A 13,576-nucleotide genomic window follows, 5' to 3' on the forward strand; every position below is an offset into this window, starting at 1 on the left:
ATGATGGATTAATTGTTTATGAACCCTTATAAAACATTTGACTATATTTGATTAAACAAAAAGCATACAATGACCTATCCTCTTATCGTCATACTTATCGTAGTCTTCATTATTATTTTTTATAATTTAAATAATAGAATTCAGAGATTGGAGAGGGAAATTTCTGAGCTCAACCGAAAAATTCAAACTCCCGGATTTACACAAATAAAAGAGGAACAACATGTACAGCCGGTCGTATCTTCAATAAAAGAAGAACAAAAAATTACTGCTTTCGAAGAATCAAAAGTAACGGAAGAAGCTCCTGTAATCCCTGAAAAAGACTGGCTCACTCCTATTTTTGATTTTTTAAAACAAAATGCTTTAACGATCATTGGTATTTTCACGTTGGTTTTAGGAATCGGATATTTCGTAAAATATGCCATCGACAGAAACTGGATCGGGGAAACGGCAAGAGTGGGAATCGGGCTTTTGGTGGGAGGCGCCATCATGTTAACCGGGCATTTTCTCAGGAAAAATTACACGGTTTTTTCGTCCATTATTACTGGCGGCGGAATTGCTGTTTTATACTTTACTACAACCATTGCTTTTCGGGAATATCAGTTGTTTTCGCAGAATATTGCTTTTGTGATTACCTGTTTAATTACATTGATCTCTATAGCACTTTCTTATTATTATAAAAGTGAGGTTCTTATTATTTTTTCCTTATTTGGAGGATTTCTCGCACCGTTGATGATCAGTACGGGACAGAGCAATTATCCGTTTTTGTTCACTTATCTTACTGTGCTGAACATCGGAATGCTCATCATCGTCTTTCTGAAAAATTGGAAAAGCGTGGGTTGGGTTGCCTTTTTATTTACCAATATTTATCTTTTTTACTGGACGGCCGAAAAAACTGAGCTTCTGAGCATATATTTCTATATTATCACGTACATCATTTTCTATGCATTTGCCCTTCAAAATTATATTAAAAAAGGAATTTTACCTTCTTACGATATTTTAATGCTGGTCTTAACCAATTTTACAAGCATTATCGGATTGGTTTATATTTTTAATACTTTACAGTACGAACCTGTTATTGTATTTCCTATTGGTTTTGCTTTGGTTAATTTATTTTTACTTTTCAAAGAATATTCTAAAAAGAATTTTGGGGTAAATTATTCTGTTTTTGCGGGAATCAGCATTAGTTTAATCACCGTTGCCATTGCTTTACAATTCAAAACTCATTTGATTACAAGTGTTTGGGCGATCGAAGCCACTTTACTTTTATTTATCTGGAAAAAAACGAATCTCAATATTTTCAAAATATGCTTCTATATTTTGTTTCCACTGGTGATCATTGCGCAGATCATGACATGGGCGAAATATGTGGATGCTAAGAATTTAGCCATTATTTTTAATCCTGTTTTCCTTACGAGTTTTGTAACGGTGATTACGACTTTCACCAATTTAATTTTACTCAGAAAACTTCCCGACACGAATAAAAAAAATACCGATTTTTTTGAAAATGTCTTTACCATAGTAAGTTATGGGATCATTTATGTTGCTCTTTTACTGGAAATCATGTATCATATTTCGGATAAAACGTGGATCGTAATTTTCAGCATTGCAATGCTTTACAGCTTATATTATATCTTTTGCATTTTACTGTTCCGAAGAAAGCTCGACATCCACTCCATTCTTGAAACCGGGCTTTTGTATTTATTTTTATTATTAATTATTTTTAATACTTTGATTTCCGGATCAGGAATTATTTCAAACTTTTTAATGGGAAAACTGCATCTCAGCTTCTATGGAATGCATTTATTGTACTGGATTCCTTTTATTTATATCCTGGTGAAAATTTTACCGAAATCAGATTTCTTTACTATAGTACTTTCTTATTGGGTGGTTGCGCTGGCATTTATCACAGCAGTGAGTGCCGAATTGTATCATATTTATTTAATAATCAATGCCAATGGAATTTCAGAAGTAGCAAAACTGGGAAAACACTTCAGAATCCTATATCTGCCGATTATTTGGGCAGTTCTGGCAAGTATTCTTATTTACAGAGGATTAAAAACCAACACCACCGAATATACCAAAATAGGTTTTGTTTTAATTGCTTTTATGATATTAAAATTATACACCTATGATGTTTGGGAGATGGATAATGTTTCGAGAATCGTTGCTTTCATTATCCTGGGAATCATATTACTGTTAAGCTCATTCCTGTTCCAGCGATTAAAAAATATTATTAAAAATATGGTTGAGAATAAAGAGGAAAACAATGAAACTGAGAATACAAAATCATAATAAAACGCTTTATTTATAATTATTATTTAAATTATTGTAAAATTTTATTCACATTTTATAAAAATTAACTATATTTATCAAGTTTTTAATTATTCCTATATATTATGAAAAAAATACTCTACTCTTTTTTACTCTTGTCTTCGGCTACGTTATTGGCACAGAAGAATCCTGCAACGAAATTTGCAGTGGCCAATGATATTGTCGGAACAGTAGATATGTTTAATGCGCATAAAAGTGCTATCCAAAGCTCACAAGTATACAAAACACCGGCAAACCTCCCGCAAAATCTTAAAAAATACAGCTCTATTGCAGAAAACGGACTGGTGGAGTATAAAATAAAAAACGGACAGGACAACATCGACAGACTTCCGCTTTCCGACCTGAATGTTCAGTACCAAATTGCTGAAAACACTCCGGTTTATATCGACGGGTACGAATTTACGAACACTAAAACCTTAGTATTCGGAGAGATCCTGACAAAGATGGAAGCGAAAGATAAAGACGGCAAAAGAACGTTGTTCATTACTACAAAATAAAGTAATTTCCTAGATCATATTTAAATGAAAAGGATGCTCGCTTGAGCATCCTTTTTTATGAAAATTTTTAACCACAAAAGGCACAAAAAGCTATTGAACTATTCACAGTCTAGTAATTTGAAAACAAAAGTCTGCAATAGAATAAAAATCAAAGATTTTTTTTAACTTATGTGTTCTTGTTTGCGTTTTAATAATGAACTTAAAATATTTAATGCGTTACTCTTTTGTATCTTTTGTAGTTAAAACTCTAAAAAAGATTAGTATTTATTGTTCCATTTTTTCTTTAACTCTTCATAGATTTTCTTTTCTGTAGCATTGTTTCCGGGCTCATAAAGCTTTACATCCTTAATTTCCTGGGGAAGAAAATCCTGGTCTACAAAATTTCCCTGAAAAGAATGAGCGTATTTGTATTCTTTCCCATAATCCAGGTCTTTCATCAATTTCGTCGGGGCATTTCTCAAATGCAGCGGAACAGGCAGATTCCCGGTCTGTTTCACCAAAGCCAAAGCTTCATTAATAGCCATATAAGCCGAATTACTTTTCGGGGAAACTGCCAGATAAACCGCCGTTTCACTCAAAATAATCCTTGCTTCCGGATTTCCGATTACATTCACCGCCTGAAAGCAGTTATTGGCGATCACCAAAGCATTCGGATTGGCCAAACCGATGTCTTCAGCCGCCAGAATCAGCATTCTTCTTGCAATGAATTTGATATCTTCACCACCCGCAATCATTCTGGCCAGCCAATACACCGCACCATTCGGGTCACTTCCCCGCATCGATTTGATAAAAGCCGAAATAATATCATAATGCTGCTCTCCGTTTTTGTCATAAAGCGCCATGGTTTCCTGCAAAACTTCGAGTACATCCTCGTTTTTAATTTCCGTTTTTTTGGAATTTTTAAATTGATTAAAAACAAGTTCCACAGAATTGATTAATTTTCTCGCATCACCTCCAGAATATTGGATAAATGCCTCTTTTTCAACTACTTTAAAATCAGTTTTCTCATCCTGATTGTATCTTTGTGCTGCAATATCTATTAATTCTTCCAGTTTTTCATAGCTCAAAGCCTTTAAAATATACACCTGGCTTCTCGAAAGCAAAGCTGAAACCACTTCAAAACTAGGATTTTCCGTCGTAGCTCCGATTAAAACAATCCACCCCTTTTCCACCGCATGAAGCAGTGAATCCTGCTGAGATTTATTAAAACGGTGAATTTCATCAATAAATAAGATTGGTGATTTCCCTGAAAAAAGATTTTGTTTTTTAGCATCTTCGATCACATCACGAACGTCTTTTACTCCTGAAGAAACTGCAGAAAGCTTATAAAATTTCCTGCCGGATTTTTCAGAAATAATTTCTGCCAGCGTAGTTTTCCCCGTTCCCGGTGGTCCCCAGAAAATCAGGGAATTCAGGGAATTGTTTTCCAACATTTTCCTGATCGTTCCTTTTTCTCCGGTAAGGTGCTCCTGGCCAAGAACATCATCTAATGCTTTTGGTCTTAATTTTTCAGCTAATGGAATATTTTGGTTCAAGATTTTTATTTATTCTTTTTATTAAGCATTTCTTTCAAAAGAGCAATTTGTTCGTCTTTCGATTGTATCAATTTTTCATATACTTCTTGGTTTGTCTGATACAAGTTTTGCACTTCTTGATGACCGACGGAGTAATCTTTTATATCTTGATTATAAACAATTTGATTCTTTAAATCCAGGAGATCTGTAATCTCTGTTTCTAATAATTTTGAAATAGTAAATAATCTGTCTACCGTAAGTTTAGTAGAATTACTTTCTATTTTCGCATAAGAAGCCTGATTAATATCCAGCTGATTCGCCATATATTCCTGACTAAAACCTTTTAATTCTCTATATTTTCTAATATTTTTACCTATTGATTCATTCATAATAAGAATAATTTATTCGTAAAAATAATAAATTATTCTCAAAACATCATTTCAAAATAAAATAATTTTTAAAACTTTGTGGAAATTATTTTTAATATATTTACAACGTAAAAACAAAAAAACTTATGATGAAAAAACTAGTCTCATGGCTGTCGTTCATGACAGTCTTCTGTTTTATGCTACACTCCTGTGTACAAGATGAGATATATTCTTCAACCGGTCCTACTTCTAAAGAATATCATTCCAAAAGCTTTTGGAAAGAAGATGAGAAGTACATTAAAAATGTAATGAAGATATATTTCGAACATGAATCTGAAATCAAAAAAATTGGAGGTAGTCCTGCATGGGATTATTCTATGAGTATGGGAAAGTATAACGAAACTTTTATGGCAGTCCCTATTGTGGAAAATGGCAGAGTTATAAATACTTTGGTATGTGCACGTTTTGATAAGAAGGTATATTTCAGATACGAAAATTCTGAGAGGAATAATAAATTCTTTAATGACATCATCTTCGGGAAATACACTAATTACAAAATTGATTCACAAAGTAATAAAGAAAAAGATAGTACAAACAAAGGAGTAATGTGCGGAACACGAAGTGTATCTATGTGGTATCCTGATAATGAAAGTAATCCGAATGGTTCAGGACATTGGGAAACCAATTACTATACCAATTGTTATTCCTATCAGGATTATTATGATCCAAGCTGGGAACAAGGTGGTGGTGGATTCGATTACAATGGTGGTGGCGGAAGTGGAACTGATCCCAACAATCCGGATACAAACCAAAATCCTTGTGAAAAAACAAAATCCTTGACAAATAATCCTGGTATACAAAATGCTATACAAAATTTAAAGAATCATATAAGCAGCAACACAGGAGGAGAATTAGGATGGAAATTTAATAAAGTTGGACCTCCTACACCAACGACACAAAACAGTGCACATAGTGTTGTAATTGGAGATCCATCTTCTATAAATGGAGCCTATCATAATCATACCGGTACCACTTTGGATATATTTTCAGCTACTGATATTAATACTCTTTTAGAAATAGCACGTTATCAAGATATTGGAAATACAGATAATGCATTTTATGGATTGATTGCACCAGATGACATACATTATCTAATTTACTTTAATGGCACTCATGCTGATTTACCAGCATCTGGAAGTTACAGTGATATTGATATCGACGTTTGGAAAATATATCAACTTAGAGATATGTGGAATATATTAAATAAAGATACTTCAGGAATATATTGTAATAATACAACAAATACGCTAAATAGTAAAGGACTAGAAAAAGTTTTTTTCGATACACTTAATAAAATGGGGATATCATCGAATAAAATAGTTTTGCAAAAAATAGATTCAAATAACAATATATCAACAGTAATTAAAAATAATGATGGAATGACAATTGAAATTCCTTGTTCTTAATAAATATAAATTATCATGAAATATATATTAATAATTAGTTTTCTTACAGTTTTTCATTTATATAATGCACAGATTTATCCATTAAACACTTTTCCAGATGATGTTCCTGTGGAGTCATATATGAAAGATTTAGATAATGAATTAACACCTTTTGTAGGAATTTGGAAAACAAACTATAATGGGAACACAATTATATTAACAATAAAAAAAGAAGAGCACAAAGCTTTTAAAATACCTCAGTCATCATATTTTTATTATCAAGATGCATTAGTTATAAATTATACTATTCAAAACTCAAATGGTATAATGTTACAAAACAATAATAATGTTCAACATGAATATGATAAAAATGCAATTGTAAGTATGTATGTTAACAATTCAATTGTGAATTTATATTACATAGGAACAAATTGCGGAGTGGGATGGGGTACAATTAATTTGAAAAAGATGAATAATACTCAAATATCTTGGTCGTATTATCCTAACGATACTGTTTTAACAACAAAAAATTGTCCAGGAAATCAAGATACAACTATTTATCTTCCGGAAACGAAGGATTTAATTTTCACTAAGCAATAGCAATCTATCAAAATATTAAAAATAAAACCCGTTTACTTTGAACGGGTTTTATTTTTTTACCCTATTTTTGTACCGTTTTGAAACTTACATTCAACAAAATCATTACTTTTCCTTTGGTAATATTCATAAGATTTTACCAATGGTTTATCTCGCCCCTACTTCCCAAAAACTGCCGCTACGAACCAACATGTTCGCATTATATGGTGAAAGCACTGCAGGTTCATGGGATCTTCAAAGGATTTTGGCTGGGAATGAAAAGAATTTCAAGATGTCATCCGTGGGGAGGAAGCGGATATGATCCTGTTCCACCAAAAAAGTAAAACCAATAAACAAACTACTAAAAAAATAGAAATGAGTAATATTTTTTTCAGAATTTATCTCGTAGTATTTGCGTTCATTACACAATGTTTTTTTGCGCAAAATTATCCGGACGGAATGTCTGACGGAACTTTAAAAGTAAACACCACAGACGTTCCCGTAAAGATCTACGCCACAACAGAATTGGGAGATCTCAATGTTTTCCCAGACAGAAAAGTAGACGGAAATGTGCTGATAATTCTGAATGAATCCAATTTCGAACCTGCCTATTTCAATTTCGGCACCCTGACTTTAACCAAACTTAAAGACGCAAAATACCAGCTTTTAGATAAGAACTTTAAGCCAATCACAACGCCTGCCACACAGGAAAATATTGACAATTTCAAATATGCCGTAAAATCGAATAAGCCGATCACTGCCGCAGACAAAGTAAGCCTGGAAACGCCTTTCAAGATCTGGGATCCTTCAAAAGGAATTCAATTGGGGCCGATTACCCTGCATTTTTATAGTCTGATGTTCATTTTTGCTTTTGGATTCGGCTATATTTTAATGAACAGAATTTTCAAAATCGACAATATTAATCAAAAATATTTAGAGCCTCTTTTCACTTGGACACTGATCGGAACTATTCTCGGAGCAAGAATGGGACACGTTATTTTTTATCAGCCCGAACTTTTCAAAGAAGATTTCTGGAGTGTATTTTTACCGATAAGTACTAAAAATGGTTTAAAATTTACAGGTTTTTCAGGCTTGGCAAGTCACGGTGCAACGATCGCTTTGATCTTTACAACACTGTATTATTCATTTAAAATCATTAAGAAAAATCCGTTCTGGGTGTATGACAGATTAGGAATTGTGGTTTCGTTGGGAGGAGCTTTCGTAAGACTGGGCAACTTTTTCAACTCTGAGATCATCGGAAAACCGGTTGACCCAAACTCTCCATTTGCCTTACTTTTCCCGCAACAAAGCAGCGAATATGGCGTAACAGTTCCTCGTTATCCGTCTCAGCTGTTCGAAGCTTTCGGATATGTATGCTTGTTTATTTTATTATGGATTTTATACAGAAAAACGAATAAAAAATATCAACAAGGATGGTTATTCGGATTATTTTTCATCATTCTTTGGGCAATCAGATTCTTTGTAGAATTCCTGAAAGAACCACAGGGTGACGAGTTCATTCAATTGGGAGGATTGAACACAGGACAAGTTCTTTCGATTCCATTCATGATAGCCGGAGTGGTTATTATGATTATTTCCAAGAAATTTAAAATTACTCAGGCGGAAAACGAAAAACCGGAATAGGTTACTGAGAAACAAAATTTAATATAAATGCTTCGACTCCGCTCAGCAAGACATCTCTAATACTAACAGTTTTATTTTGACGGTTAATTTGTAGCGATGTCTTGCTGAGCGGAGTCAAAGCATTTAATTATTATAAAAACTATAAAATTCCTATAATCTTATCTGTACTTTTTCATTAAGCTCTGTAAATACATTTCCGAATTCATGAATAACATCCGTCGGAAGCATGGATTCCTTAGAATATTTTTCAGAAGCAAATTCGGCGGCTTTTCCGTGAAACCAAACCCCTAAAATTGCAGCTTCTTCTTCTGTGTAATGTTGCGCCAGAAATGATGTTAAAATCCCTGTCAGGATATCTCCACTCCCGCCTTTTGCCAATCCGGAATTGCCTGTAATATTGTAAAAAACGTTTCCTTCAGGAGTTATCACCTGTGTATGATGATCTTTTAAAACAATAAAAATCCCAAGTTCATGGGCTTTTTCTTTTGCTAATTCGAGTCTTTCAAAAGAATTTTCTGTTTCTCCGAATAACCTTTCAAATTCTTTCGGATGTGGTGTAATGATCGATTTTTTTTGAATTAAATTCAGATTCTTTTTATCCTGCGAAATAATATTCAATGCATCCGCATCAATAACCATCGATTTTGAATAGCTTTTTAAAAATTTCAGAAAGTTTTTCACAGTTTCAGCTTCGGTTCCTAGTCCCGGACCTACTCCACACGAAGAATTTTCATCAATAATAAAATCATTAACGTAATCAGCTCCGCCTTCAATAAACATCGCTTCAGGACATGAAGTCTGAAGAATTTCATATCCACATTTGGGAGCCAGCGTGAAGGTAAGTCCAGCCCCGGTTTTCAATGCCGATTTTGTAGCTAAAACCGCAGCCCCGATTTTCCCATAGCTTCCACCAACGATCGTTACTTTTCCATAGCTTCCTTTATGTGAGAAATCTTCCCTTGGTTTAAAAATATTTTTAACCACTTCATCATCAATCACAAAATTATTAGTTAGAGTTTCTGAAATATAATCTTCGCTTAAATTAATATCTAAAATCTCAACTTTTCCGGTATATTTTCCTGTTTCTGGATGAAGAAAACTCTTTTTCCAGAATTGAAAACTCAATGTATAATCTGCCTTTAAAATGGTAGCATCGGCTGAAGAAATTGTATCTGCAAACAATCCGGAAGGAACATCAATAGAAATTTTAATACTTTTTTTTGAGTTTAAAAAATTAACCAAATCTTTATAATCGCCTTCAAGATTTCTCGATAAACCCGTTCCGAAAAGGGCATCAACAATTACCGTTCTGTTGTCAAAACGATACCCCATCGATTCTTTAAAATCTTTAATGGAAATTCCTGAGATCTCCTTCAATTCTTTGAAATTAATATGGGCATCGGGAGAAAATTTAGCCTTGGTATGCGTAAAAACATCTACATCAAAACCCTTTAAATAAAGCATTTTTGCAATGGCAAAACCATCTCCTCCATTATTTCCGTTACCGCAGAAAACAGCAAAGTTCCTGTGATTTTTACAATTTTCAGAAATCCAGTCTACACAAGACTCTGCTGCTCTTTCCATTAATTGAATAGAAGCAACCGGCTCATTGGCAATCGTATACTGATCACAATCCCTGATCTGTTCTGCTGTGAAAATTTTCATGTTTAGTTTGTTTTTTATGTATAATCTCCTTTCAGCAATTTACAAAAAGAATTTTATACAGAATGTAATGAGAGAAGCTATTTTACACGAAATAAATTAATCTCATTTTAAAATAATTCACCAATATTTAATCATAAAAATGTGAAAAATATAAAATTTTTTGTATCTTAAATTCCTATTTTTGTTGATAAGTAATAAAAAAAATATAAATTATGGGATTAGTTAAAGAATTTAAAGAATTTGCATTCAAAGGAAATGTGCTTGATCTGGCCATCGGTGTGATCATTGGAGGTGCCTTCGGAAAAATTGTTTCGTCTTTGGTAGAAGATGTTATCACCCCTTTATTATTGAATCCTGCTTTGAAAGCTGCGGGTGCAGAAAATATTTCAAAACTTTCATGGAACGGGGTTACGTATGGGAATTTCCTTTCTGCGGTGATCAGCTTTTTATGTATTGCACTGGTTCTTTTCTGGATCATCAAAGGAGCCAATAAAATCGTCAAAAAAGAAGAAGCGGCTCCTGCAGCTCCTACCACAGACCAAAAATTATTAATGGAAATTAGAGATTTACTGAAAAATAAAAACATTTAAAAACGAAATACTTTATTTTAAAGTAATTTTTTCATAAAACATCCATGAGAATTCCGAAAAATTTTATTTTTTTCTACATTTGTCAGCAAACAGATGTAAAAAAATTATGGGATTTTTAAAAGAATTTAAGGAGTTCGCCTTCAAGGGTAATGTTATTGATTTAGCGGTCGGTGTTATTATTGGTGGTGCTTTTGGAAAAATCGTCTCCTCATTGGTGACTGACGTGATTACTCCATTATTATTGACTCCGGCACTGAAAGCTGCAGGCGCAGAAGATATTTCAAAATTAAGCTGGAACGGAGTTACCTATGGAAACTTTCTATCTTCACTGATCAGTTTTTTCTGTATTGCGCTTGTCCTTTTCTGGATCATTAAAGGAGCCAATAAAATTTCAAAAAAGCATGAACCAGCTCCTGCAGAACCTACTGAAGACCAAAAATTATTAATAGAAATCAGAGATATTCTGAAAAATAAAAACAATTCATAAAAAAACAAAGCACTTCAAATTGAAGTGCTTTTTATTATTGACAATAAATTGAATTATTGAATCTGTAAAATACTGGAAATCTGCTCTGCCAAAGAAAGTCCGATTCTGTCCTGAGCTTCCAGAGTAGATGCCCCAGTGTGCGGAGTTAAAGAAATTTTTGAATGATTTAAAATCTCTTTCGATGGGGTCGGTTCATTAATGAAAACATCAAGCCCCGCGAATTTCACTTTCCCGGAATCAAGAGCTTCTATCAGGGCAGTTTCGTCAATGACACCGCCTCTTGAACAGTTTACAACCGCTACTCCGTCTTTCATCATGTCAAACTCGTTTTTACCGATCATGTATCCGTCTTTCTGCGCCGGAACGTGAAGCGTAATAAAATCCGAATGCTTCAAAACATCCTGAAGCGGCTCGGTTTCAATATCTACATTGATGAATTGGTTGTTATAAAAAGTAACTTTAATACTTGCTTTTCCGACATTATTATCAGCAGCAATCACCCTCATCCCAAGACCTAAGGCAATTTTTGCTACTTCCTGCCCGATTCTTCCCATTCCAACGATTCCGATGGTTTTTCCTTTCAACTCGATACCAGCTGCATAGGCTTTTTTAAGACTGGCAAATTCCGTATCTCCTACTACAGGCATCTTTCTGTTGGAATCCTGCAAAAATCTTGCCCCTGAAAATAAGTGGGCAAAAACCAATTCAGCCACCGACTCTGAAGAAGCAGACGGTGTGTTGATGACATGAATTCCTTTTTCTCTTGCGTAATCCACATCGATATTATCCATGCCTACACCCCCTCTTCCGATGATTTCCAGAGACGGACAGCTGTCGATAATATCTTTTCTTACCTGCGTAGCACTGCGCACCAAAAGCGTACGGATTTTGTGCTCATTAATATAATCTATCAAAAACTCCTGCGGAACTTTTGCAGTAATCACCTCAAAACCTTTCTCAGTAAGTGCATCAATCCCGGATTGATCCAAGCCATCGTTTGCTAAAACTTTCATAAAACTTTTTATCAGTTAAAAATTAAAAGATTAAATGACCAATTTACCCTTGAGTAAAATTTAATCGTTTAATCTTTACATTAAATTTTTTATTCTTCTTCTTTAAATACTTCAATGGTTACCTGCTTTTCGACAAGGTCTGTGAATTTACCTTTGTATCTTGTAGCTCTCACCAGGTGATTGTCGATCCAGTGGTAATTTCCGCCTCTTGGTTTTCCGCATAACACACTGTGGTATTTGAAACCGTGCTTATCCAGCCAATCAATCGTGATCTGCTTCAAATTTTCTGTTCTTGAAGTAAAAAAACAGATTTGATGTCCTTCATCATACCATTTATTGATGGTTTCCAAAGCATCCGGAAAAGGCTCACAAGTCACCATTCTTTCGGGTTCTTCGTTGGGAACATCTTCCGTGATCGTTCCGTCAATATCAATTAAATAGTTCTTTATTCCGTCCTTTAGAATAGGACTAATGTGATCTTTGTACTCTAATTCCATCATTAAAAATTGAATTGCAAAGTTATGATTTTTATATCAAAAAGGTTTGTTAAAGTTGATTTATATTAAATTTATACTACAGAAACAGTTATTTAACGAATAATATCAATAATTAACTCATCGATTTTATAATTCTGGTTAAAAATTTTCTTTTTTTAATAATTAAATTTTAAAATATTTGTTTTTGAACAACTTAAGAAAATTTTCACAAACACAGAATCGCATTTTTATCTTATATTTGAGTAACACTTCACAACATATGAAAAGAACTTTAGCATTGATTTTCAGCAGTATCGGCTGGTTTGCACTTATTGCTCAATTTTATCTTATGATAGAAAACAGGATTCTGCCCATTCCGGAAACTACCATCAGGTTTTTCAGCTATTTTACGATTCTTACGAATTTAATTGTTGCTATTTATTTAACTAGTGAAATTTTTAAAGATAATTCAAACAGAAGCTCCGGGAACTTGACAGCCATTACAATCTATATTCTTATTGTCGGGGTTATTTATCAGGTTATTCTTCGCCAGCTTTGGCAGCCAACGGGTTTACAGAAAATCGTTGATGAATTATTACATTCCGTAACTCCTGTTCTTACCCTATTCTACTGGTATTTATATGAAAATAAAAAAAATCTGCACTATAAAATGATCCCGAAATGGACTGTTTTTCCTTTGCTGTATCTTATTTTCGTATTGATCAGAGGACATTTTTCAAATTTTTATCCCTATTTTTTTATTGATGTAAATGCATTGGGATTAGCACAAACTTTGATGAATGCTTTCTGGATTCTGGTTTTCTTTGTGGGATTGTCGATGCTTTTTATTCGTGTTGGAAGATTGTTTAATAAGTAAATTATTTTTCTCGTAGATTTTGCGGATTTAGCAGATATTTACGTTTTAATTTATAAAAAAATTCTTTGCACATTGTCTAAAAAATACACATAA

General features: G+C 33.5%; 14 protein-coding genes. 9 read left to right on the top strand and 5 right to left on the bottom strand.

Going from position 1 to position 13,576, the window contains the following annotated elements; all coding sequences use genetic code 11:
- Positions 1-69: 69 nt before the first annotated feature.
- Both BMX24_RS10240 and BMX24_RS10245 read left to right on the top strand, forming a co-directional pair.
- Complete coding sequence (locus tag BMX24_RS10240) at positions 70-2,292, top strand: DUF2339 domain-containing protein (protein WP_089792193.1); 2,223 nt, start codon at positions 70-72, stop codon at positions 2,290-2,292.
- 104 nt (positions 2,293-2,396) lie between these two features.
- Positions 2,397-2,828 carry a hypothetical protein gene (locus BMX24_RS10245; RefSeq protein ID WP_089792196.1) on the top strand — a complete coding sequence of 144 codons (432 nt, stop codon included), beginning with the start codon at positions 2,397-2,399 and terminating at the stop codon, positions 2,826-2,828.
- A 257-nt stretch (positions 2,829-3,085) separates the two neighbouring features.
- Here the strand turns inward: BMX24_RS10245 and BMX24_RS10250 are convergent, their stop codons facing one another.
- Complete coding sequence (locus BMX24_RS10250; protein WP_089792198.1) at positions 3,086-4,363, bottom strand: replication-associated recombination protein A; 1,278 nt, start codon at positions 4,361-4,363, stop codon at positions 3,086-3,088.
- Positions 4,364-4,368: 5 nt separating this feature from the next.
- Positions 4,369-4,731, bottom strand: a complete 363-nt coding sequence (locus BMX24_RS10255; RefSeq protein ID WP_089792200.1) for a helix-turn-helix domain-containing protein — start codon at positions 4,729-4,731, stop codon at positions 4,369-4,371.
- A 125-nt stretch (positions 4,732-4,856) separates the two neighbouring features.
- Between BMX24_RS10255 and BMX24_RS10260 the strand changes: the two genes are divergently transcribed.
- From BMX24_RS10260 to lgt, 4 genes are all read left to right on the top strand, one after another.
- Positions 4,857-6,176 carry a hypothetical protein gene (locus tag BMX24_RS10260; protein ID WP_139176817.1) on the top strand — a complete coding sequence of 440 codons (1,320 nt, stop codon included), beginning with the start codon at positions 4,857-4,859 and terminating at the stop codon, positions 6,174-6,176.
- 15 nt (positions 6,177-6,191) lie between these two features.
- Positions 6,192-6,755 (top strand): DUF6705 family protein, encoded by a 564-nt coding sequence (locus tag BMX24_RS10265; RefSeq protein ID WP_089792205.1) that lies wholly within the window; start codon positions 6,192-6,194, stop codon positions 6,753-6,755.
- 77 nt (positions 6,756-6,832) lie between these two features.
- On the top strand, positions 6,833-7,075 hold the full coding sequence (gene yidD / locus BMX24_RS10270) for a membrane protein insertion efficiency factor YidD (protein ID WP_170835685.1): 243 nt from the start codon (positions 6,833-6,835) through the stop codon (positions 7,073-7,075).
- Positions 7,076-7,508: 433 nt separating this feature from the next.
- Positions 7,509-8,375 (top strand): prolipoprotein diacylglyceryl transferase, encoded by an 867-nt coding sequence (gene lgt, locus BMX24_RS10275; RefSeq protein ID WP_089792874.1) that lies wholly within the window; start codon positions 7,509-7,511, stop codon positions 8,373-8,375.
- A gap of 150 nt (positions 8,376-8,525) precedes the next feature.
- Here lgt and BMX24_RS10280 read toward each other — a convergent pair whose 3' ends face one another.
- A complete protein-coding gene (locus tag BMX24_RS10280; RefSeq protein WP_089792207.1) occupies positions 8,526-10,040 on the bottom strand; it encodes an NAD(P)H-hydrate dehydratase in 1,515 nt (504 codons plus the stop codon).
- Positions 10,041-10,252: 212 nt separating this feature from the next.
- Here BMX24_RS10280 and mscL (BMX24_RS10285) point away from each other — a divergent pair, with 212 nt between their 5' ends.
- Together mscL (BMX24_RS10285) and mscL (BMX24_RS10290) are read left to right on the top strand one after the other, a co-directional pair.
- Positions 10,253-10,630, top strand: a complete 378-nt coding sequence (gene mscL / locus BMX24_RS10285; protein ID WP_089792208.1) for a large conductance mechanosensitive channel protein MscL — start codon at positions 10,253-10,255, stop codon at positions 10,628-10,630.
- A 106-nt stretch (positions 10,631-10,736) separates the two neighbouring features.
- Positions 10,737-11,117 (top strand): large conductance mechanosensitive channel protein MscL, encoded by a 381-nt coding sequence (gene mscL, locus BMX24_RS10290; protein ID WP_089792210.1) that lies wholly within the window; start codon positions 10,737-10,739, stop codon positions 11,115-11,117.
- Between the two features lie 53 nt (positions 11,118-11,170).
- Here mscL (BMX24_RS10290) and BMX24_RS10295 read toward each other — a convergent pair whose 3' ends face one another.
- The gene (locus tag BMX24_RS10295; protein ID WP_089792213.1) at positions 11,171-12,130 is read right to left on the bottom strand and encodes a D-2-hydroxyacid dehydrogenase; all 960 of its coding nucleotides are present in this window, start codon (positions 12,128-12,130) and stop codon (positions 11,171-11,173) included.
- An 89-nt stretch (positions 12,131-12,219) separates the two neighbouring features.
- On the bottom strand, positions 12,220-12,627 hold the full coding sequence (locus tag BMX24_RS10300) for an LNS2 domain-containing protein (RefSeq protein ID WP_089792215.1): 408 nt from the start codon (positions 12,625-12,627) through the stop codon (positions 12,220-12,222).
- 259 nt (positions 12,628-12,886) lie between these two features.
- On the opposite strand from BMX24_RS10300, the gene BMX24_RS10305 reads away from it, so the two are divergent.
- The gene (locus BMX24_RS10305) at positions 12,887-13,483 is read left to right on the top strand and encodes a Pr6Pr family membrane protein (RefSeq protein ID WP_089792217.1); all 597 of its coding nucleotides are present in this window, start codon (positions 12,887-12,889) and stop codon (positions 13,481-13,483) included.
- The last annotated feature ends 93 nt before the right edge of the window (positions 13,484-13,576 follow it).

This window comes from Chryseobacterium wanjuense (genome assembly GCF_900111495.1).
GTDB classification, from domain to species: domain Bacteria; phylum Bacteroidota; class Bacteroidia; order Flavobacteriales; family Weeksellaceae; genus Chryseobacterium; species Chryseobacterium wanjuense.

What these genes read in the sequence shown, in the direction of transcription:
- BMX24_RS10305 (WP_089792217.1), top strand. Translation starts at nt 12,887, where the DNA reads ATGAAAAGAACTTTAGCATTGATTTTCAGCAGTATCGGCTGGTTTGCA.
- BMX24_RS10295 (WP_089792213.1), bottom strand. Translation starts at nt 12,130, where the DNA reads ATGAAAGTTTTAGCAAACGATGGCTTGGATCAATCCGGGATTGATGCA.
- BMX24_RS10245 (WP_089792196.1), top strand. Translation starts at nt 2,397, where the DNA reads ATGAAAAAAATACTCTACTCTTTTTTACTCTTGTCTTCGGCTACGTTA.
- BMX24_RS10255 (WP_089792200.1), bottom strand. Translation starts at nt 4,731, where the DNA reads ATGAATGAATCAATAGGTAAAAATATTAGAAAATATAGAGAATTAAAA.
- BMX24_RS10260 (WP_139176817.1), top strand. Translation starts at nt 4,857, where the DNA reads ATGATGAAAAAACTAGTCTCATGGCTGTCGTTCATGACAGTCTTCTGT.
- BMX24_RS10240 (WP_089792193.1), top strand. Translation starts at nt 70, where the DNA reads ATGACCTATCCTCTTATCGTCATACTTATCGTAGTCTTCATTATTATT.
- BMX24_RS10300 (WP_089792215.1), bottom strand. Translation starts at nt 12,627, where the DNA reads ATGGAATTAGAGTACAAAGATCACATTAGTCCTATTCTAAAGGACGGA.
- BMX24_RS10280 (WP_089792207.1), bottom strand. Translation starts at nt 10,040, where the DNA reads ATGAAAATTTTCACAGCAGAACAGATCAGGGATTGTGATCAGTATACG.
- mscL (WP_089792208.1), top strand. Translation starts at nt 10,253, where the DNA reads ATGGGATTAGTTAAAGAATTTAAAGAATTTGCATTCAAAGGAAATGTG.
- BMX24_RS10265 (WP_089792205.1), top strand. Translation starts at nt 6,192, where the DNA reads ATGAAATATATATTAATAATTAGTTTTCTTACAGTTTTTCATTTATAT.
- mscL (WP_089792210.1), top strand. Translation starts at nt 10,737, where the DNA reads ATGGGATTTTTAAAAGAATTTAAGGAGTTCGCCTTCAAGGGTAATGTT.